Genomic DNA, 19,686 nt, shown 5'->3' on the forward strand with positions numbered 1-19,686 from the left:
GATAAACCGGTCTCACTGTCTTATTCGACCCAAAGCCCTTAAGGGCCTGCGGCGCTTTTTCTGGCGAGAGGGCGAAGTTCCCCCAAGGTCAAGCAAATTGGCAGAAAGTCACCCTAAAAAGCAAGCCTGCGGCTGGCTGCAACGCACCATACCGCAGGCTTTCTGTTGATAAGTGGCGAAGTAGCCTTATTGGGCCTGATCGTTGATCAGGCGCTTCAGGAGCTCGAGTTCCTGCGACAGTTTCTGGTCCTTGCCGACAATATCTTCGATCTTGCGCACCGCATGCAGAACGGTTGTGTGGTCACGGCCGCCGAAACGCCGGCCGATTTCCGGCAGCGAGCGGGGTGTGAGCATCTTGGCAAGATACATGGCGATCTGGCGCGGCTTGACGATGGTGCGGGTGCGCCGGTTGGACAGAAGGTCCTGCTTGGAGACGTTGTAGTGGCGCGCAACGATGCGCTGGATTTCTTCGATGCGGATGCGCTTGGCTTCACCGCCGCGCATCAGATGGCTGAGCAGTTCATCGACCCGGTCGACCGACAGGTTCGGCTCGAAGGTCTGGCGGAACAGCAGCTGGTTGAACGCGCCTTCCAGCTCACGGCCGCTTCCGGTGACGGACTGGGCGACGTGATCGAGAATCTCCGGCGAAATATCCAGGGACTGGTCTTCCTGCTGGGCGGCAACCAGGCGGCGCTTGAGAATCTCCAGGCGCATCGCATAGTCCGGCGAAATCATTTCAAGGGCAACACCGCCCTGCAGACGCGAACGCACGCGCGCATCGAGCGATTCCAGCTCTGACGGCGGGCGGTCGGCGGCAACCACCACCTGCTTGGCACTGTCGAGCAGCGTATTGATCAGATGGCAGAATTCATGCTGGATCGATTTGCCCTGCAGGAACTGCATGTCATCGATGATCAGGAGATCGATATCGCGCAGCTGTTCCTTGAACGACAGCGCGTTGTTGTCGCGAATAGCCGTTGCGAAACGCCACATGAAATATTCGGCAGTCAGGTAGACCACGCGGGCCCGCTCCGAGCGCTTCAGGGCATCGGCGGCGATGGCTTGCAGTAGATGCGTCTTGCCGAGGCCGACGGAGGCGTGAATGAACAGCGGATTGAAACGAACGGCACTGGCGCCGGCATCCGCAATGGTGCGCGCAGCGGCCAGAGCCACCCGGTTTGGCGTGCCATCAACAAATGTCTCGAAAGTGTAGCGCGGATCCAGTGGCGAACCGAACACGGAGTTCTGTCCCGGGCGATCCGTTGCACGGTCGGCAAAATGTGCCGGTGCCTTCTTGTCCTGCGATGTGCTGCCAACGGGGAAAACCGGCTTGTCGCGGGCAATCGCACGCTGGTCGGCCCGCAAGGCAGGCTCTGCCTCAAGCGAGGGGCGGCTGGCGCGGCTGGCGCTGCGGAAAACGATCTCCACCTTCAGGACCTGCTCATCCTCTTCATGCCACAGCGTGTTGATCATGTCGGAGTAGTGGTTGTTGATCCAGGAACGAAGAAATGCGGTCGGCACGGAAAGGCGAACAATGCTCTTGGATGTCTCATCCAGCTTCAGGCGGCCGAACCAGCTGGAGTAAACTTCATTTCCGAGTTTGGCTTTGAGCTTGGTCTTGACCCTCTCGAAAATCGTCTCGCCCTGGCTGCCGGCCGATACCATACTTTTCCCTTCGTCCATATGGAGCGGGACCATGGCTGCATTCGTGCCGTTTTCCATTATTCCGCTGGTCATTGTCATTGCCTCATCCTGATATTTTTCTGTTCGGGCTTGATAGTGCCCGTGTTCGCATGTGGACCGGTCCATGACCGGTTGCAGTCCTCAAGAGCCGGTCACCCCTATGACCGGCTTTCAATCTCCTGGAGCTAATTGTTGGATAAGGTCAGGGACGCGTAGTACAGGTCTGAACAATCTCGCACCGAAATTCTAAAAACCGCCACGTCCACATCCCTTTCAACTTTGGCGCAAAAAGACTCACGCCCGGCTGATGCCAGCGCCGCCAACTTGCTTCTTTTCTGAAACGATCCAGGGTCGTACAACCCGGATACCCGACAAAAACGTACTCGTTACGCAAACGAAAAATCTGCGTCCGAACCCATTAATTTGATAAGCCTGTTAAATGGGTTTTTGCCCACCCCTTCGATGTCTGGACCTTACAAAAACCTTTGCAGGGAGGGCAAGGGCAGGCGCGCCGCTTTTTTAGTGAATTAAAGGTTAACGCTTTTGCGTTTTTTTTAACTACCTCCGGTTGGACAGGGAAAAAGCCTTCGGATTCAAAGCCTTTTTTGGAATGCCGATTTTGCTGCACTGCGGACTCACGTGATCAAAAAAAAATATTAAATTATCGCTTGACACAGGCTGGGGTGACAGATTCTTCCGGCTGGGGTCTGGCGATAATGACTACCTGCCGTAAGTAATTGAAATTAAAAGAGAAATGATGGTTGTCGCTTTTTGTATGAAACTATTTATGACCCGCATATGTCAGGGTTTTGATATGCCACAATCTTTTTCATCGGAAACGAATTTATGCCCAAAAAAATGGCAAATAAAAAACCCGGCTAAGGACCAGCCGGGTTTAAAATAGATTATTTGTGTCTGATTAGGCAGACATGCCCTTAAGGCGCTGTGCGAGACGGGAAACCTTCCGGGATGCCGTGTTCTTGTGCACGACACCCTTCGTGGCAGCGCGCATCATTTCCGGTTCAACAGCCTTGAAGGCTACGGAAGCGGCTGCCTGATCACCGCTTGCCACCGCATCTTCGAACTTGCGAAGGAAGGTGCGCACGCGTGAGCGGCGGGATTTGTTTACTTCGGTGCGGGCTTCGATCTTACGCGCCGCTTTCTTGGCCGAAGGAGTGTTGGCCATGATGCCTCTCTTTTCTGTCAGCTACTCGGCAGCATCAACGCGGCCGTCACAAAATAATAGGGTGGCCGAGGGGCCACCAAACGTTGTCGGGCTTATAGATCACGTTTCCGGTTGCGTCAACTTGGAATCGTCGGCTTGCCGGTGGATATTTCGGCCTTAGCGATTCTTGAAATTCGGGGCGCGTTTTTCCGCGAAGGCAGCCATCCCCTCTTTCTGGTCTTCCAGCGCGAACATGGAATGGAATACACGCCGTTCAAATCTCAATCCTTCCGAAAGGGTCGTTTCATAGGCCCTGTTGACCGTTTCCTTGGTCATCATGGCGACAGGCAGCGAGAAGGAGGCGATCTTCCGGGCAGCCTTCAACGTTTCCTCCACCAGATCGGCGGCCGGGACAACACGCGAGACAAGGCCGCAACGCTCCGCTTCCGCCGCATCCATCATTCGCCCGGTCAGGCACAGATCCATCGCCTTGGACTTGCCGACAAAGCGCGTCAGCCGCTGTGAGCCGCCCATGCCGGGCATGACGCCGAGGGTGATCTCCGGCTGGCCGAATTTGGCGGTATCGGCCGCGATGATGAAATCGCACATCATGGCGAGTTCGCAGCCGCCGCCCAGCGCATAACCGGCCACAGCGGCGATCAGCGGCTTGCGCAGGCGCGTGACGCGCTCCCACTCGCTGAAATAATCGCCGAGATAGGCATCGGCGAAATCCAGTGTCTGCATTTCCTTGATGTCCGCACCGGCGGCAAAGGCCTTTTCCGAGCCCGTGATGACGATGGCGCCGATACCGTTGTCCCGGTCGAAAGCTTCAAGCGCTGCGCTGAGTTCGCCGAGCAGGGCGGAGTTGAGTGCATTGAGCGCCTGTGGACGATTGAGCTGGATGAAACCAACTTTCTCACGCGTCTCCACAATGATGTTTTCGTAGGCCATCCGGATACTCCTCCTAATGCTGGCAGATCGGGCAGAAAAACGTCGAACGCCCGCTTTGGACGATGCGGGCTATCGTGCCATCACAGGCAGGACGCGGGCAAGGCTCGCCTTCACGGTCGTAGACAGAAAATGAATGCTGGAAATAACCGAGTTCTCCGTCCGCCTGCCGGTAGTCTTTCAGGCTGGAACCGCCTGCCGCTATGGCATCGGCGATGACGGAACGAATGGAGGTGGCAAGCCGATCCGCCATGGGGGCCGGATCGCCGCTTTTCCCGGCGATGGATCCGGCCAATCGCCGGGGCGATAATTCTGCCCGCCACAGGGCTTCGCAGACATAGATGTTGCCGAGGCCTGCAATCAGCTTCTGGTCGAGCAAGGCTGCCTTCAGCGGCGCATTCCTGTCGGCGAAGAGCCTGGCCAGCAATGCGCCGTCCAACCGGTTGCCTGTCGGCTCGACACCGAGGTCTTGTAGGAATTTATGGGTGTTGAGCGCTCCTGGCTCGGCAAACAGCATGAAGCCGAAACGGCGCGGATCGTTGTAGACGATCCGGCTTCTGATCCCGTCTTTTGATTCCACATGGATCACCACATGGTCATGGGTCGTGTTTCTTGACCGGTCATGATGGAAGACACCCGGTGCTGTGTCTGCCCCGTCCTGTTCGATGCGATAGGAACCGGACATGCCGAGATGACTGATCAGACCCAGTCCGTCATCCATATGCATGATGAGGTATTTCGCACGGCGCTCGAGCGAGTCGATCGTGCGTCCGGTCAGCCGTTCGGCAAACCGGTCCGGAAAAGGAAAGCGCAGATCTGCCCTGCGCTGCTCGACACGCGCAATGGTTGCTCCCTCCATGAAAGGCTGCAAGCCGCGGCGGACGGTTTCGACTTCGGGAAGCTCAGGCATGGGATGCAGTGCCCCGCAGGAAGCTTTTTCCGTGTGGGCCGGGCGCAATGGCAAGATGGGCTGCGACTGTCTCGCCAATATCGGCAAATGTCGTGCGGATGCCGACAGATCCATGCGGCAGGTCGGGCCCAAAGCACAGAACCGGAACGCGTTCACGCGTGTGGTCCGTTCCCCTGAAGGTCGGGTCGCAGCCATGATCGGCGGTCAGGATCAGGAGATCGCCGGGTCGCAGTTTCGCCATGGCCTCCGGCAGCCGCCGGTCAAAGGCCTCAAGCGCGGCGGCATAGCCAGGCACGTCGCGGCGGTGTCCGTAGAGCATGTCGAAATCGACAAAATTGGTAAAGACGAGATCGCCGTCCTGTGCGTCGTCCATGGCAATCAGCGTTTCATCGAACAAGGCCATATTGCCGTTGGCCTTGCGCACCTGCGACACCCCCTTATGCGCATAGATGTCACCGATCTTGCCGATCGCGATGACAGTACGGCCCGCCTCCGTCAGTCTGTCGAGCAAGGTGGGTTCCGGCGGCGGCACCGAATAGTCGCGCCGGTTGCCGGTGCGCTCGAAGGTTTGCGCGGTTTCCCCGACAAACGGACGGGCAATGACCCGGCCGATGTTCAGCGGGTCGACCAGTTCACGAACAAGCACGCACAGATCGTAGAGCCGGTCCAACCCGAAATGCTGTTCGTGCGCGGCGATCTGGATAACGGAGTCCGTGGATGTATAGAATATCGGCTTGCCGCTGCGAATATGTTCTTCGCCATATTCCTCGATGACCTCGGTGCCGGAGGCATGCTTGTTGCCCAGAATGCCCGACAGGCCGGCGCGCCGCACAGCTTCGGCAATCAATGTGTCCGGAAATGTCGGAATTGTCCTGGGAAAGTAACCCCAATTGAAAGTGACCGGTACACCGGCAATTTCCCAATGCCCGGAGGGGGTGTCCTTGCCATTCGACACTTCCTCGGCAGCACCCCACAGCCCGACAGGATCGGCGGCCGGGGCGGGGATATTGATACCGGAAGCGAGATTGGCGGCATGAACTAGGCCCAGCGAACTCAAATGCGGGAGAGTGAGCGGGCCTGCGCGCAGCCCGTCCTTGTCGCCGCGCCCGTCGGCGCAGGCTTCCACGATATGACCGAATGTCGTTGAACCTGCGTCGCCGAACGCTGCAGCATCCGGCGCACCGCCTATGCCAAAAGAATCGAGCACAAAAAGAAAAGCGCGAGACATGCCTCACTCCATCAGAACCAGAATCCACAGATAGGTGAAACTGACGCTGATGACAAACACCATGTGCGCGGGCGGTTGTTAAGGCAGGTTCCGGCGATTCAGCAGTTGGTGCAGGCTACCGCGGTCGCTCCCTGACGGATCCGGCCATAGATCATCTTGCCCATGACGATACCCGGACCGCTGGTGCCTTTGGACGTGTTGACGGTGTCTTTCATTGTCCAGGCAACGAGCGGAATATAGGCAATGCTTGTTTCAACACGCACAAAGTTTGACGTGGGAATCTTCAGGTTGGGATCGATGGTGATGGTACTGCCCTTGGTATAAGGCGTTGAGATGGTTTGACCTTGTTTGCGCTGCGACCACGCAACCGTGGCGTTGCCGTTGGCGTCCACGTTGATGGATGTGATGGTGATTGTCGGCAGGTCGCGCCAATAGGGCAAGAGGATGGAAGTCCCGATTTCCATGATATCGGCGATCTTTTCCTTTGTGACGGATTGTTGCTGTGTCACCAGATCGCCCACCATCGCTCCGGCCCGCGCCAGCTTCTTGTTCACGTCGAATCCGTTGGTGATTTCAATGCTCCCGAGAAGAAGCATGATCATCACCGGCGCAATCAATGCAAATTCCAGTGCGGCGACACCTCGGCGGTCTTTGCCGAACGCAGCCAGGATGCGCTTGGAAGAGGCCACTTTTTCACGGATTCTTTTGAATGGCGGCATGGCGGGAGCCTTCGCGGAAGAAAACAGGTGATTGGTTGTTTGGCGACGCATCAGAGGTACGGCTCATTTTGCCAGGTGGCTGTTGAGAACAGCAGGGTTTTCCCCTGGCTCTTTATGCTTGCGATACGGGTTTTCATCAAATCCGTCAGAATGGGCCAGCGATAGAAAATCCGCAGCTGATTGATCGTGCCAGCGCCGCCCGGATTGACTTTCAAGGTGCTGACATCGACGTCATTGTTCGATGTGAGCGGGACTGTCGTGGGGACGGTTTTGAATGTCGCATAGGTCTGCAGGTCGACCACCAGATCGGGGCAGGGCGTGGCGGCCATGAGCAAGCGGGGACAAATCAGTGCTTTCAATTTTGTGGCGTCACTGACATCCGTTGTCCTCAATTGCCCGGTGCGCAGCTGGCGCGCAATATCATCGACCGTATTCGACATGACCTGCTCGGCGGTGAAGCTGAGAGTAACCTCGACAACGGCAAAGATCAGCAGAAAGAAGGGAAGGGCGATGAGCGCGAATTCAATGGCAACACTGCCGCGATTGTCTTTGCGAAAGCGTGTGAACAGGGAGCTTTTTCTTGCAAAGCGCGTGCTTTCCGGCAAATCGGAATTTCCGCGTTCTTCACCTCTGACAGCTTCCTGCATCATCACTGGACTTTCTCCGTCTCCCCGCCACGGACAAAGCTCTATCAGGCAGATATTAGAATCTCGTGTGAGGGAACGTGCAAATTGTGATGAGCGAATTCACGCTTTCTCAACTGTGACGCAAGCGGTCGCGGCAGGCCGGTCAGTTCCCGCCAATTTCCGAGTCTGACTTCTTCTCCGCAGCCGTCTTCTGGGATGTCTCGCAAAAGGGAGAACAGGAGAGTGTTTGTACAAAGGCGCGCCGGTAGACGCGCACAGTATTGGCGACACTGCGGCTGACGAGAACCTGGTCATCGACGATTGCTCCGCCTTCGGCATCCATGATGACGATATTGGTCATGCCGAAGCCTTTCCCCGTCAAGACGACGGTTCGGGAATCCTTGACAACGGCATCCGCTATTTCAGGATCGCCCACCACAACCGTATCTGCGGGGCGCGCAAGTTTCAGCACAGTTGCCTGGTTCATGACCACATGGATACCCGTGTCGGCATGGGCTTGCGCGCTTCCGGACAGGGCAGCAGCGAGCATAAGTGCGATCATTGTTGCATGCTGACTGAAACGTCGTTGGCCGTTGTATCGAACCATGGGAGTGCCCTTCGCAAAATCGTTGAATGAACGATGCCGATGATTGGTGAAGGAAGACTTAAACCTGTGAACTTATCATTAAGTATAATTGTGACGCTTGTTCTGCCTGTGGTGGCACGGCGGTAAGGCGTTTCGAAACGGGGGGATTTTACGGTTCTCCTTCACCCTTTCGTAACGGTCTTTCTTAAGCTGAAAGCAATGCGCCAGGGATATTGTTCAGGACATCACGTTAGAGAGTTGGCGACCGTGCGCGGTTGCAGACATGCGGGGGAAATCATGATGTTCAATGCAAAGCGCCTCGCTCAGTCGGACGATAATATATTCACCGGTTTTCCCCGGAACAGGTCGGGGGCGACAGCCATAGAATATGCTTTGATTGCCGGTATCATCTCCATTGGCATCGTTGCTGGCGCCGGTACGCTCGGAACCGCTGTAAAGGCAACCTATGATGGCTTTGCCACGACGGTGAGCAATGTCACCAAATGAGGCTCTTGCACGCGGGGATTGTGACATGCGGGATGGCTCGGCCCCTTGCTTTGATGGAACGGTGCGATGATTGAAGCTGCGATACTGATCGTTTTCCCCTTCGCCATGGCCTTTGCAGGGACATCGGATCTTTTGTCGATGACGATCCAAAATCGTGTATCGCTTATTCTGCTTGTCGCCTTCGCCGTTCTGGCGCCCATGACCGGGATGCCTTGGGATATCTACGGACTGCATTTTGTCGCCGGGGCTGTGGTGCTTGCCTTCACATTCCTGCTGTTTGCGACTGGGACGATGGGTGGTGGTGATGCCAAGCTCATGACCGCGACAGCGGTCTGGATGGGGTGGAACATGGATCTGGCCGGCTATCTGCTTGTGATGTCGTTGCTCGGCGGCGCGCTTACCCTGGCCATCCTCAAGTATCGGAACTCGCATTTTGCCATTGTGTATTCAGGTCGCTTGGATTTCATGCAGCGATTGGCACAGAAGAACGAAGGCGTTCCCTACGGTGTTGCCCTTGGCGCTGCCGGTCTCATCATGTTTCCGTCCTCACCCATGTGCGTCTGGGTCATAGACCGGTTGGCCCATGCCTGACAGCTTTCGGTCGCCCAAGGGTTGATCGGCCAGTGAAACGGTGCCGCTTCGTGGGAGACGGCACAAACAGACGCCGGTGATCGTCGTTTTTTGTCCTTTTAAGTAAACTGTTAACCATAATTACACGATTGCCAAGTCAAGGTGCAACCCTGGGTAAATTAGACAAAAGTCTATTGGGGTTCATAGATGCAAAAGGCACGCGTTGTTATTCTCATCGTGGCGATTACAGCCGCCGGTGCGGCTGGCTATATCGCGACGAATATGAAGCCTGATGCACCGGTTGTCGTAGAAACAGTTCCCCTGCCACAGATTGAATTACAGGATGTACTGGTCGCCACGGATGGGCTTGGCGTCGGTGCCGAAATGCGAAACCAGATGCGTTGGCAGCCCTGGCCGGTGTCCGCTCTGGCCGATGGCTACATCAAGCGCTCGGAACGGCCCAACGCCGAGGAAGAATTGCGCGGCTCCACCGTCCGGCTGCAGATATTTCCGGGAGAACCCATTCGGGAAGCAAAACTGATTGGCAAGGGCCAGAGTTTCATGTCCGCGCAATTGCCTTCCGGAATGCGCGCTGTGGCGACGCAGATCGCTGCGGATACGTCGGCCGGCGGTTTCATCCTGCCCAATGATTACGTCGACGTGATCATGATCCGGCAGATCGATGGAGAGCAGAAGCAGTTCGCGACAGAGACGATCCTGAGCAATGTCCGGGTTCTCGCCATCGACCAGACAATCCAGGAAGACGAAACAGGCCAGAAAAACAAGGTCGGTTCCACGGCAACGCTCGAGCTGACACCGCAGCAGGCGGAGATATTGGCTGTGGCCCAGCAAATGGCGAGCCGCATGACATTGGTCCTGCGGTCCTTGCAGGATGCACAGGAGCCGACAGGGCCGGGTGCCGAATATCTCGTCAATTCACCCGGCCGGGCCGGGAACGTCAAGCTGATCAAATCCGGGACTGTCACTGAAATATTGGGGCGCAAATAAAATGGGTTTCGGAGCAATTTTCAGAATGGGTAGATCTGGTAGTCGCGCGCACCGGTTTTGGAAAGCCGGACTTGTCGCTGTCGGCTGCTGCATCGCTCCCTTGCCGATCCAGACGGCCGCCGTGGCGCAGAGCAATGTGGTCAAGTTGAATCAGGGGCAAGGCGCGCCAAAGCGGATCAGTCTTGCGCTCAACAAGTCATTGGTGGTCGATCTTCCGGCAGACGCCTACGACATCCTTGTCGCCAATCCGACGGTGGCTGATGCCGTGACCCGCACGGCCCGCCGCATCTATCTATTCGGAAAACAGGTCGGCCAGACCAATGTTTTCGTTTTTGGACCGAATGGCGAACAGCTGGCCAGTTTCGATCTGGTCATCGAGCGCGATGTTGCCGGGCTCGAGGGCAGTCTCAAGAAGTATATTCCGGATTCCGATATCAAGGTCGAACTCTTGAATGACAACGTCATCCTGACAGGCACGGTGCAGACACCGCTTGACGCCAAGCGGGCCACGGATCTGGCAACCCTGTTGGTCACCGGCGGTGAAGCCACCACCGGCCAGTATCAACAGACCGCCACTGCCGGCGGCAATGGCAGTAGCAGCGTTATCATTGGTGACCAGAACGAAGCGCGACAGAAGAGCAAGATCGTCAACCTTATCCAGATTGCCGGTGAAGATCAGGTGACGCTCAAGGTCACTGTAGCGGAAGTCAGCCGTTCCGTAATGAAGCAGCTGGGCGTCAACATGGTCGGATCCACGAAATCCGACGGCATTCTGTTCGGCTCTGAGAATTTGGCTTCCCTTGTCGGGAAGGGGCTGAGCAGTTCCGGCGCAAGCATTCCCATATCGATCGGCAGTGCGACGATCGACTCCTATATCAACGCCATGGAACTGGCCGGTGTGATGAAAACCCTGGCCGAACCGACGCTGACGGCGATTTCGGGTGAAAAAGCCACGTTCCGCGTGGGCGGCGAATATAACATGATCAATGGCTCCGATGTCGATGATAAGGGAAAAATCACCTACAATATTGGAAAGATCGATTACGGCATCGGCCTTGAATTCGTGCCCGTGGTTCTTTCTCCGGGGCGTATCAGTCTCAAAGTGCGTACGTCCGTATCAGAACCAACCATGGAAGGGTCGGTTTCTCTGAGTATCGGTCAGACGAGGCCTTCGACCAACGTTATTTCCATCCGTAAACGCCTGGCTGACACGACCGTGGAGCTTCCCTCCGGCGGATCCATGATGATTGCCGGCTTGATGCGGGATGATGCGAGACAGGCTATTTCCGGTCTTCCCGGGCTCTCCAAAATACCTGTCCTTGGCACGCTGTTCCGCAGCCGCGAATTCGTGCGCAACGAGACCGAGCTTGTGATCATCGTCACACCCTATCTGGTGCGGCCGGTTGCCCGTAGCGCCCTTGCCCGGCCCGACGATAATCTCAATCTTGCCAGCGATGCGGCCGGGATGTTCCTCGGAAAAGTCAACCGGGTCTATGGGACAAAAGCTGCCACCCCGCCCACCGGCCGGTATGAGGGTGTTGTCGGATACATCTACAAATGAGCAAGGACCCTGCCATGTCAGCCCTGAGGAAATTGAAACCGATGAAACCGGTGCTTGCGCTTCTCACTGTTGCTCTGCTTGCGGGCTGTGCGGATCGCGGTACGACCGTCGGCAGCATCCCGGATGATTACCGGACCAATCATCCCATTGTCATCTCCGAAAAAGAGCAGGTTGCCGATATTCCGGTCGGTCATGCCGACAACAGGCTGTCGATCACCCAACGCAGCATCGTTCAGAATGTTCTGACCAATTATCACGCCAACGGTTCGGGCGTCATTCACATACTTCTGCCGTCGGGTACGCCGAACGAGCGCGCGGCGAGCCGCCTGCGCGATGACATCGTCGCTGTGTTGCGCAGGAGCGGGGTAAAGCCGTTCAATATTTCCAGCGAGCGGTATCGGGCTGACCCGGCTGATTCTGCGCCGATCCGCCTATCCTATTCGGCAATGACGGCCTCGACCGGACCTTGCGGTCAATGGCCCAAGGATCTCCTCGAAACAGCGGATAACAAGCATTATGCGAACTTTGGCTGTGCCAGCCAGAACAATTTGGCGGCGCAGATAGCCAATCCGGCGGATCTTCTCGGGCCAAGGGCGTCGACGACAATCGATGCAGAGCGTCGCGGCAAGGTTATCGATGCGTACAGAAATGCCACACAGCCGCCCCCGATCGTCACGCAGGAAGTCCAGTACTAATTGCTGAAAGAGACCTTTCGACAAAACGCGGAATGCTAAAATGAGCCAACTGGCCTTTGAAACAGACAATCAATTCGGGGATGCCGAGGGCCGGCCGGCTGGTACGGGGCTGCACGCCTTCCGGCCAATTCCCCGGATCTCGATACAGGCATTTTGCGAAAGCGACGCTGTTGCGCAGCAGATATTGCGTGCAAGCGAAGATCGCCGCATGGCGAAGACCCACGCACAACTTCACATGGGCGGAACAGCGACGGCTGTCGAACTCTTTCAGACCGTGCCAACACCCAATCTGATCGTTCTGGAATCATCGGCTGCCCCGCGTGACATGCTGGAACAACTCGCCGCCCTGTCGGAGGTTTGCGATCCCAGCACCAAAGTGGTGATCATCGGACATTACAACGATGTTTGGCTTTACCGCGAGCTGATCCGCAATGGCATTTCTGAATATATGGTCGCGCCGGTCAATCTGGCCGATATCATTGGTGTGATTGGCGGTCTCTTTGTTGATCCCGACGCAAAGCCGCTGGGAAGCTCCATCGCATTCATCGGCGCCAAGGGCGGTGTCGGCGCCTCGACAATGGCGCATAATATCGCATGGTGCATCTCCTCGCTGTTCAAGAACGAGGTGGTCATCGCCGATATGGATCTGCCTTACGGCACCGCCAACATCAATTTTGACCAGGACCCGCCGCAAGGCATGGCGGAAGCAGTATTCTCGCCCGAACGCATCGATGATGTTTACCTCGACCGGCTCCTGGCGCAATGCGCCGAAAACCTGTCACTGCTCGCAGCGCCGTCGACCCTCGACCGCGTCTTCGATTTCCGCGAGGATTCCTTTGCCCATCTGATTGATGTGGCCCAAAGGTCCGTTCCGCACGTGATTCTGGATATTCCGCACACGTGGAACGGCTGGACCCGCACAACCCTGGCGCGTGCGGACGAGATCGTGATTGTAGCATCGCCGGAACTGGCCAATTTGCGCAACACGAAGAACCTGCTGGACACGTTGAAACAGCTTCGCCCCAATGACGGGCCGCCGCGCCTCATTCTCAATCAGGTCGGCATTCCCAAACGGCCGGAGATCGCACCGGCAGATTTCTGCAGCCCGCTGGGGATTGCGCCGATCGGCGTGATCCCTTTTGAACCCGCATTGTTCGGGAACGCGTCAAACAATGGGCGGATGCTTGCCGAGACCGATTCCTCCAATGCAATTGTCCAGAACATCAATGAGATTGCCCACATCCTGACGGGACGGCTGGAGCTGAAGGCCAAGAAGAAGCCGGTGCTTTCCACGGTCTTGTCCAAGCTGAAGCGCAAGAAATGAGACTGAAGGAATAGACCCATGTTCGGCAAACGCGGAAGTACGGGGGAAGGCCGCCCGGTCCAGGAGTTCCGGGCGCTTGCGCTTGAGACGGCGTTGCCCACGAATCATGCCTCGCTCGCCGCGGAACCGGCAAAGCTCCCTCGGGATATTGCTGAGGTAAAGCGTTTGGCGGTTGTCGAGCAGCCGCCAAAGCCGGTCGCACCGCAGCGCGAAAAGAACGAGAGCTACTACGATACAAAATCGCAGGTTTTTACGGCCCTGATCGATACGATCGATCTCTCCCAGCTGTCCAAACTCGATCCGGATGTGGCGCGTGAGGAAATTCGCGATATCGTCAACGATATTATCGCCATCAAGAATTTTGCGATGTCAATTGCCGAGCAGGAAGAATTGCTCGACGATATCTGCAATGATGTGCTCGGTTATGGTCCGCTGGAGCCCTTGCTTGCCCGTGACGATATCGCCGATATCATGGTCAACGGGGCACGCAAAACCTACATTGAAGTCCTTGGTAAGGTCCAGGAATCGGGGGTCCGCTTTCGCGACAACCAGCAACTGCTGAACATCTGCCAACGCATTGTCAGCCAGGTTGGCCGCCGCGTCGATGAATCCAGCCCCATATGCGATGCGCGTCTTCCGGATGGCTCGCGTGTGAATGTCATTGCACCGCCCCTTGCGCTCGATGGGCCGGTTCTCACAATCCGCAAGTTCAAGAAAGACAAACTGACCCTTGATCAGTTGGTGCGCCTGGGAGCGATCTCGCCACCCGGTGCCGAACTGCTTCAGATTATCGGACGTGTGCGCTGCAATATTGTTATTTCCGGCGGCACGGGCTCGGGCAAGACCACGCTTTTGAACTGCCTGACGAATTATATCGACCGGGATGAGCGTATTATTACCTGCGAGGATTCGGCCGAACTTCAGCTCCAGCAGCCGCATGTGGTGCGCCTTGAAACGCGCCCTGCCAATCTGGAGGGGGAAGGTGAGATCACCATGCGTGACCTGGTCAAGAATTGCCTGCGCATGCGTCCTGAACGGATCATCGTCGGTGAAGTCCGCGGACCGGAGGTGTTCGACCTTCTGTCGGCCATGAACACCGGTCATGACGGGTCGATGGGCACCATCCACGCCAACAGCCCGCGGGAATGCCTCAACCGCATGGAATCCATGATCGCCATGGGCGGATTTGCCCTGCCTCAGCGCACGGTGCGGGAGATCATTGTCGGTTCTGTCGATGTCATCATTCAGGCCGCCCGTCTGCGTGACGGTTCGCGCCGCATCACGCATGTGACCGAAGTTGTCGGCATGGAAGGGGATGTCATCATCACGCAGGACCTCATGCTTTACGATATCGAGGGCGAAGATGCGAATGGCCGGCTTATTGGAAAACATGTCTCGACCGGCATAAGCCGGCCGAAATTCTGGGATCGTGCCCGTTACTACAATGAGGAGCACAGGCTCGCCAAAGCCATCGATACAATGGAATTGCAATCATGATGCACACCGCACGGCGGGAGACCCATCATGTTCGGGCTTGATCTTGAACAACTCACCTTCGTGTTGCTCGCAACGACTGCGGTTGCGGCGCTCGCCTATTTCTTCGTTTTCGACAACATTGAACAGCAGAAAAAGTCGGATGAACGGCTGAAATCGGTCAAGCTGGCCGCGATCGACGGTTTGAGCAAATCAACAGCCAGGGACAAGCAGGTTGAAGCAACAAGGCGCCGCAAGTCGGTACAGGACACGCTGAACGATATCGACCAGCGGCAGAAACTGCGTGACAAGAACATCAAGTCTCCGCCGCTGAAAATGCTGCTGCAACAAGCGGGCATGAAGGTGACCGTAAAGCGGTTCTACATCTATTCGGGCATCGTCGGGCTGTTGCTGGTTGTGCTCCGCACCTTCTTCGGCGCCCCGCTTTATCTGGCGCCAGGCTTTTTCCTGATCGGTGCCTTGGGGTTGCCGCGCGCATTCGTCTATTTCAGGCGGCGGCGGCGCGTGGCGGCTTTCCTGCATGAATTTCCCAATTCCATCGATGTCATTGTTCGCGCCATTCGATCCGGCCTGCCACTCAATGACGGTATTCGATTGATCGCGCAGGAAGCCCATGAACCGGTTCGCACCGAGTTTCGCCGGATTGTGGATATGCAACAGGTTGGGGTGAGTATTCCGGAGGCGGCCATGCGGATGTCGGAATACATGCCTTGTCCGGAAGCGAGCTTCTTCGGCATCGTCATTCAGATTCAATCGCAGGCAGGCGGTAACTTGTCGGAAGCACTTGGCAATCTTTCCAGAGTGCTGCGGGATCGCAAGAAAATGAAGGCAAAGGTTCAGGCCCTGTCGATGGAAGCCAAAGCGTCCGCCTATATCATCGGCGCCTTGCCTTTCGTGGTTGCATGCCTCGTCTACTTGTCCAGTCCTCACTACATCATGGTTCTGTTCACAACCGATATGGGCAACATGATCATAATATGTGCCGGGATATGGATGTCCATTGGCATCGCCGTGATGCGCAAAATGATCAACTTTAAGTTCTGAGCGGAGTAAGCGCGGTGTTCTCTTCCCTCTTCAAAGCCGTGCAGGACAATCCGGATACGGTCCGGACCGTCCTTGTTGCAATCTCAGCCTTTGCAACGGTGGTAACGGTTTTCCTGCCAAAGCTTCGCACTTCCGTGTTGAAGACGCGGATGAAATCCGTCGCACTGGAGCGTGACCAGCTGCGCGCCAAGGATCGAACCCGCCTTGCCACGGAAAGTATCAGCCGCCACAAGGCCGCGTCGCAGGGTAGCCTGCGCATGGTACAGAGGCAGGGTGTTCGCCAGTTCGTGGAAAAGCTGGACCTACAACGGGCGCTTGCCGATGAAAAAACGCTGGCATCCCTGCGAACGGCCGGGTTTCGCGGACAGAATGCTTTGAATCTGTTCTTGGCGGCGCGCTTCGGTCTACCATTCCTGACACTCAGCCTGACTGCCTTTTGGGTGTTCGGCATGAATGGCCTGATCCAATACCCGACAATGGTCCGAATACTCGTCTGTCTCATCGGCGGCTATGCCGGCTTTTACGCGCCCAATCTTTATGTGAGCAATGCAGGCAGCAAGCGCAAACACTCGATCCAGATGGCGTGGCCGGACTCGCTCGATCTCATGCTGATCTGCGTTGAATCCGGGATGTCCATCGAAGCTGCCTTCAAGAAAGTCTCCGAGGAGATCGGAGTCCAGTCGACCGCCCTGGCGGAAGAGTTCGTCCTGACGAACGCCGAATTATCCTTCCTGCCCGAGCGGCGGCAGGCCTACGAAAACCTTGCCATGCGGACGGGGCTTGAGTCGGTCAAGGCCGTGGTTCAGGCACTGACGCAGTCGGAGCGCTATGGTACGTCCATTGGTGGCGCATTGCGTGTCTTGTCTGACGAAAGCCGCGAAGCCCGGCTGAACGCGGCGGAAAAGAAGGCAGCAGCCCTGCCGCCCAAACTGACGGTTCCAATGATCCTGTTTCTCTTGCCCGTGCTTTTTGCCGTTATTCTCGGGCCCGCTGTGATCCAGGTCTCGGCGCAGGGCGGGCTCTTCGGGACGGCCCTTAAATAAGATCAAATAAGATTGAGGCCTGCCCGCAGCCCGAGAGAAAAGGCCGTCTGATCCGAGCGGCCGTTTTCCTGCTTTGTCAGCTGTTGGGCTTCTTCTTGTCTTTCAGCATCGTCCAGGAGTTCTGCTGGGCGAGCATGGACCGCAGATATTTGACGTTGGCTTCCGCCTGTTGCGGCGAAAGCTCCTGCTTCGCAATCGTTTCCGCTTCGGGAAACCGTCCCTGAAGTCCGACCACGAGCGCCAGATTCTGCCGGACGCGGCTGTCGGCACCCTGTGCGTTGACCGCTCTGCGCATGTAGGTTTCGGCTGTATTCAATTCGCCTGACAACACATACGACATCCCGAGATTGGAAAGCAGCGACGCCTCGTTCGGATTGAGGTCCATGGCCCGCTTGTAGATGTCACGGGCTTCGCTGGTTTTGCCGAGCTGGTCGAGGATCGCAGCTTCAGCGGAAAGCAGTTTCCAATCCGGATATTCAGGCGTCTGGGCGCGGCGAACTGCGTCAAGCGCCGCTTCGAATTCACCACTGCTTGCCAATGCCTTGCCGTAAGCGGCCAGAACCTCGCGGTCCTTCGGATAGGCGATAGCAAGGCTGCGCATGACTGCAAGCGCCTGATCGTTTCGCCCCATCATGCGCAGCACCGCAGCAAAATTCATGGCTGTAGCTTTGTCTTTCGGGTTGCTCTGATACCGCGCTCCCAGGCTGGTTGAGGCCTGCGCAAGCTGCTGCGCGTTCATATGATCAAAACTGCCCGTGGGACTTGCTGTCGATGCTGCTGGTGAGATGGAGCCGGTGGTTGTCTTGTCGGTGGTGGCGCAACCGGAAATGCTCATTGCAAGGGCAGCCACGGTTACGGAAAAAATGAGCCGGCGGTTGCGTTGAATAATCCCTGCGCTTGTCATAGTTTGCCCCGTCAGATCCCAGCGCACATCCATTGGTGCGTTAACCAATCCCATGTGAAAGAAATATTCTGTTAACCCTAACGGACCGTTAATGACACCGCCTTTGCCGGCGCAAAAGCAGAAAATTGACACCAGGAGCAAACGATCATGCCTGCCGAAATCACCAAACAAAAATCATCGGATAGCAAGCCTGTCTGGTTCGTGGCGAAGGGCGGGCTGGAAGCGCTTGGACTTGATCCGGCAGCACTTGCCTGGGCCAGGGCAAACGGGTTCGAAGGGCAGGCCGGCCGGCTGCTCATTGTTCCCGGCGAAAACGGCCAGATCGCCGGCGCATTGCTTGGGACCGGCAAGGATGACAATCCTCTGGCAGCAGGCAAACTCGCGCAGGCTTTGCCGAAGGGCGCCTGGCATCTGGCAGGCCCTGTCAGCGCGCCCGATCTGGCGGCTCTCGGCTTCCTGCTCGGTGGTTACAAGTTCACCCGGTACACGAAGAAGGATGATGCGGACGTTGCGCTGATGCTGCCGGAAGGCGCTGACAAGGCCGATGTGAAGCGGCAGGCGAGGGCGGTGACGCTCGCGCGTGACCTCATCAATACGCCGACCAATGATATGGGCCCGGAGGCGCTGGAAGCCGCTGTGCGCAAGGTGGGCGATGAGCACAAGGCATCTGTCACCGTGATTAAGGGCGATGCGCTGCTCAAGAAGAATTTTCCGATGATCCATGCTGTCGGCCGTGCCGGTAGCGAGGAGCCGAGGCTGATCGATCTGGAGTGGGGCAAGAAGGATGCTCCGAAGGTAACCCTGGTGGGCAAGGGCGTCTGCTTCGATACCGGCGGTCTTGATATCAAGCCCGCCAGCAGCATGCTTCTGATGAAGAAGGACATGGGCGGTGCCGCCAACGTTTTGGCCCTTGCGAGCATCATCATGGATGCGAAACTGCCGGTCCGCTTGCGCGTCCTCATTCCCGCGGTGGAGAACTCCATCTCGGCCAATGCTTTCCGTCCGAGCGATATTCTGACGAGCCGCAAGGGCATCACCGTCGAGATTGGCAATACCGATGCGGAGGGACGCCTCGTCCTCGCCGATGCGCTGGCATTGGCCGATGAGGAAGAGCCGGAAATCCTGATCGACATGGCGACACTGACGGGCGCAGCGCGTGTTGCGCTTGGTCCGGATGTGCCGCCCTTTTATGCGACCGATGAGAGCTTTGCGGCCGATGTGGCCAAGGCGTCCGAAGCCGTGGCCGATCCGGTCTGGCGCATGCCGTTGTGGCAGCCCTACGAAGCAAGGCTTTCATCCCGCGTGGCCGACATCAACAATGTGACGACCGATGGTTTTGCCGGATCGGTGACAGCGGCACTGTTCCTGAAGCGCTTTGTCGAGAAGACCAGAATCTGGGGGCATTTCGATATCTATGGCTGGAACCCGGTGGAGAAGCCGCATTCTCCCGTTGGTGGGGAAGCGCAGGCCATCAGGGCGCTTTACCATGTGTTGAAGACGCGTTTTCCGGCTGGGAAATAACGGAGATTCGTCAGTCTGTGTCCGGCGGCAAATTCTCGAATGCTGTCGGATGCACCTGCGCCCGGCTAAGAAGCCGCCGACCGACTATGACCGCTTGCACTTCGCACCGCGAGGAATAAAATGATACGGAACCGAAATGATCTCGGAAGC

General features: G+C 57.0%; 19 protein-coding genes. 10 read left to right on the top strand and 9 right to left on the bottom strand.

Annotated features, from left to right (window positions below; translation table 11 throughout):
* Positions 1 to 186 precede the first annotated feature (186 nt).
* The 8 genes from dnaA to ACZ5FP_RS05150 all read right to left on the bottom strand — a co-directional run bounded on the left by dnaA (position 187) and on the right by ACZ5FP_RS05150 (position 7,841).
* The gene (dnaA, locus tag ACZ5FP_RS05115) at positions 187 to 1,737 is read right to left on the bottom strand and encodes a chromosomal replication initiator protein DnaA (RefSeq protein WP_374042655.1); all 1,551 of its coding nucleotides are present in this window, start codon (positions 1,735 to 1,737) and stop codon (positions 187 to 189) included.
* An 865-nt stretch (positions 1,738 to 2,602) separates the two neighbouring features.
* Positions 2,603 to 2,869 carry a 30S ribosomal protein S20 gene (rpsT, locus tag ACZ5FP_RS05120; protein ID WP_105736677.1) on the bottom strand — a complete coding sequence of 89 codons (267 nt, stop codon included), beginning with the start codon at positions 2,867 to 2,869 and terminating at the stop codon, positions 2,603 to 2,605.
* Positions 2,870 to 3,025: 156 nt separating this feature from the next.
* Complete coding sequence (locus ACZ5FP_RS05125) at positions 3,026 to 3,799, bottom strand: enoyl-CoA hydratase (RefSeq protein WP_464662533.1); 774 nt, start codon at positions 3,797 to 3,799, stop codon at positions 3,026 to 3,028.
* A gap of 13 nt (positions 3,800 to 3,812) precedes the next feature.
* On the bottom strand, positions 3,813 to 4,706 hold the full coding sequence (gene mutM / locus ACZ5FP_RS05130; protein ID WP_464662535.1) for a bifunctional DNA-formamidopyrimidine glycosylase/DNA-(apurinic or apyrimidinic site) lyase: 894 nt from the start codon (positions 4,704 to 4,706) through the stop codon (positions 3,813 to 3,815).
* Positions 4,699 to 5,934: a phosphopentomutase gene (locus ACZ5FP_RS05135; RefSeq protein WP_464662536.1), complete on the bottom strand. Its 1,236-nt coding sequence runs from the start codon at positions 5,932 to 5,934 to the stop codon at positions 4,699 to 4,701. Before ACZ5FP_RS05135 ends, mutM begins: the two co-directional genes overlap by 8 nt.
* Positions 5,935 to 6,032: 98 nt before the next feature.
* Positions 6,033 to 6,704, bottom strand: coding sequence for a TadE/TadG family type IV pilus assembly protein (locus tag ACZ5FP_RS05140; protein WP_464662537.1), 672 nt, complete (start codon positions 6,702 to 6,704; stop codon positions 6,033 to 6,035).
* The gene (locus tag ACZ5FP_RS05145) at positions 6,704 to 7,303 is read right to left on the bottom strand and encodes a TadE/TadG family type IV pilus assembly protein (RefSeq protein WP_464662539.1); all 600 of its coding nucleotides are present in this window, start codon (positions 7,301 to 7,303) and stop codon (positions 6,704 to 6,706) included. Before ACZ5FP_RS05145 ends, ACZ5FP_RS05140 begins: the two co-directional genes overlap by 1 nt.
* Positions 7,304 to 7,442: 139 nt before the next feature.
* Positions 7,443 to 7,841, bottom strand: a complete 399-nt coding sequence (locus ACZ5FP_RS05150; protein ID WP_464662540.1) for a pilus assembly protein N-terminal domain-containing protein — start codon at positions 7,839 to 7,841, stop codon at positions 7,443 to 7,445.
* A 321-nt stretch (positions 7,842 to 8,162) separates the two neighbouring features.
* Between ACZ5FP_RS05150 and ACZ5FP_RS05155 the strand changes: the two genes are divergently transcribed.
* The 9 genes from ACZ5FP_RS05155 to ACZ5FP_RS05195 all read left to right on the top strand — a co-directional run bounded on the left by ACZ5FP_RS05155 (position 8,163) and on the right by ACZ5FP_RS05195 (position 17,111).
* The gene (locus ACZ5FP_RS05155; RefSeq protein ID WP_223612022.1) at positions 8,163 to 8,372 is read left to right on the top strand and encodes a Flp family type IVb pilin; all 210 of its coding nucleotides are present in this window, start codon (positions 8,163 to 8,165) and stop codon (positions 8,370 to 8,372) included.
* A gap of 66 nt (positions 8,373 to 8,438) precedes the next feature.
* Positions 8,439 to 8,963, top strand: coding sequence for an A24 family peptidase (locus ACZ5FP_RS05160; RefSeq protein ID WP_223612020.1), 525 nt, complete (start codon positions 8,439 to 8,441; stop codon positions 8,961 to 8,963).
* A gap of 186 nt (positions 8,964 to 9,149) precedes the next feature.
* Positions 9,150 to 9,950: a Flp pilus assembly protein CpaB gene (gene cpaB, locus ACZ5FP_RS05165; protein ID WP_223612019.1), complete on the top strand. Its 801-nt coding sequence runs from the start codon at positions 9,150 to 9,152 to the stop codon at positions 9,948 to 9,950.
* A 25-nt stretch (positions 9,951 to 9,975) separates the two neighbouring features.
* A complete protein-coding gene (locus tag ACZ5FP_RS05170; RefSeq protein ID WP_464662543.1) occupies positions 9,976 to 11,511 on the top strand; it encodes a type II and III secretion system protein family protein in 1,536 nt (511 codons plus the stop codon).
* A 41-nt stretch (positions 11,512 to 11,552) separates the two neighbouring features.
* Positions 11,553 to 12,206, top strand: a complete 654-nt coding sequence (locus tag ACZ5FP_RS05175) for a CpaD family pilus assembly protein (protein ID WP_464662544.1) — start codon at positions 11,553 to 11,555, stop codon at positions 12,204 to 12,206.
* 40 nt (positions 12,207 to 12,246) lie between these two features.
* Positions 12,247 to 13,530: an AAA family ATPase gene (locus ACZ5FP_RS05180; protein WP_464662545.1), complete on the top strand. Its 1,284-nt coding sequence runs from the start codon at positions 12,247 to 12,249 to the stop codon at positions 13,528 to 13,530.
* Between the two features lie 18 nt (positions 13,531 to 13,548).
* Complete coding sequence (locus tag ACZ5FP_RS05185) at positions 13,549 to 15,027, top strand: CpaF family protein (RefSeq protein WP_403169660.1); 1,479 nt, start codon at positions 13,549 to 13,551, stop codon at positions 15,025 to 15,027.
* A gap of 27 nt (positions 15,028 to 15,054) precedes the next feature.
* Positions 15,055 to 16,068, top strand: coding sequence for a type II secretion system F family protein (locus ACZ5FP_RS05190; RefSeq protein ID WP_223612011.1), 1,014 nt, complete (start codon positions 15,055 to 15,057; stop codon positions 16,066 to 16,068).
* Positions 16,069 to 16,082: 14 nt separating this feature from the next.
* On the top strand, positions 16,083 to 17,111 hold the full coding sequence (locus ACZ5FP_RS05195) for a type II secretion system F family protein (RefSeq protein WP_464662547.1): 1,029 nt from the start codon (positions 16,083 to 16,085) through the stop codon (positions 17,109 to 17,111).
* Positions 17,112 to 17,187: 76 nt separating this feature from the next.
* Here the strand turns inward: ACZ5FP_RS05195 and ACZ5FP_RS05200 are convergent, their stop codons facing one another.
* Positions 17,188 to 18,015 carry a tetratricopeptide repeat protein gene (locus ACZ5FP_RS05200; protein ID WP_464663176.1) on the bottom strand — a complete coding sequence of 276 codons (828 nt, stop codon included), beginning with the start codon at positions 18,013 to 18,015 and terminating at the stop codon, positions 17,188 to 17,190.
* 147 nt (positions 18,016 to 18,162) lie between these two features.
* Between ACZ5FP_RS05200 and ACZ5FP_RS05205 the strand changes: the two genes are divergently transcribed.
* A complete protein-coding gene (locus ACZ5FP_RS05205; RefSeq protein ID WP_464662549.1) occupies positions 18,163 to 19,536 on the top strand; it encodes a leucyl aminopeptidase family protein in 1,374 nt (457 codons plus the stop codon).
* Positions 19,537 to 19,686: the final 150 nt, after the last annotated feature.

Source organism: Phyllobacterium sp. T2-21 (assembly GCF_055378485.1).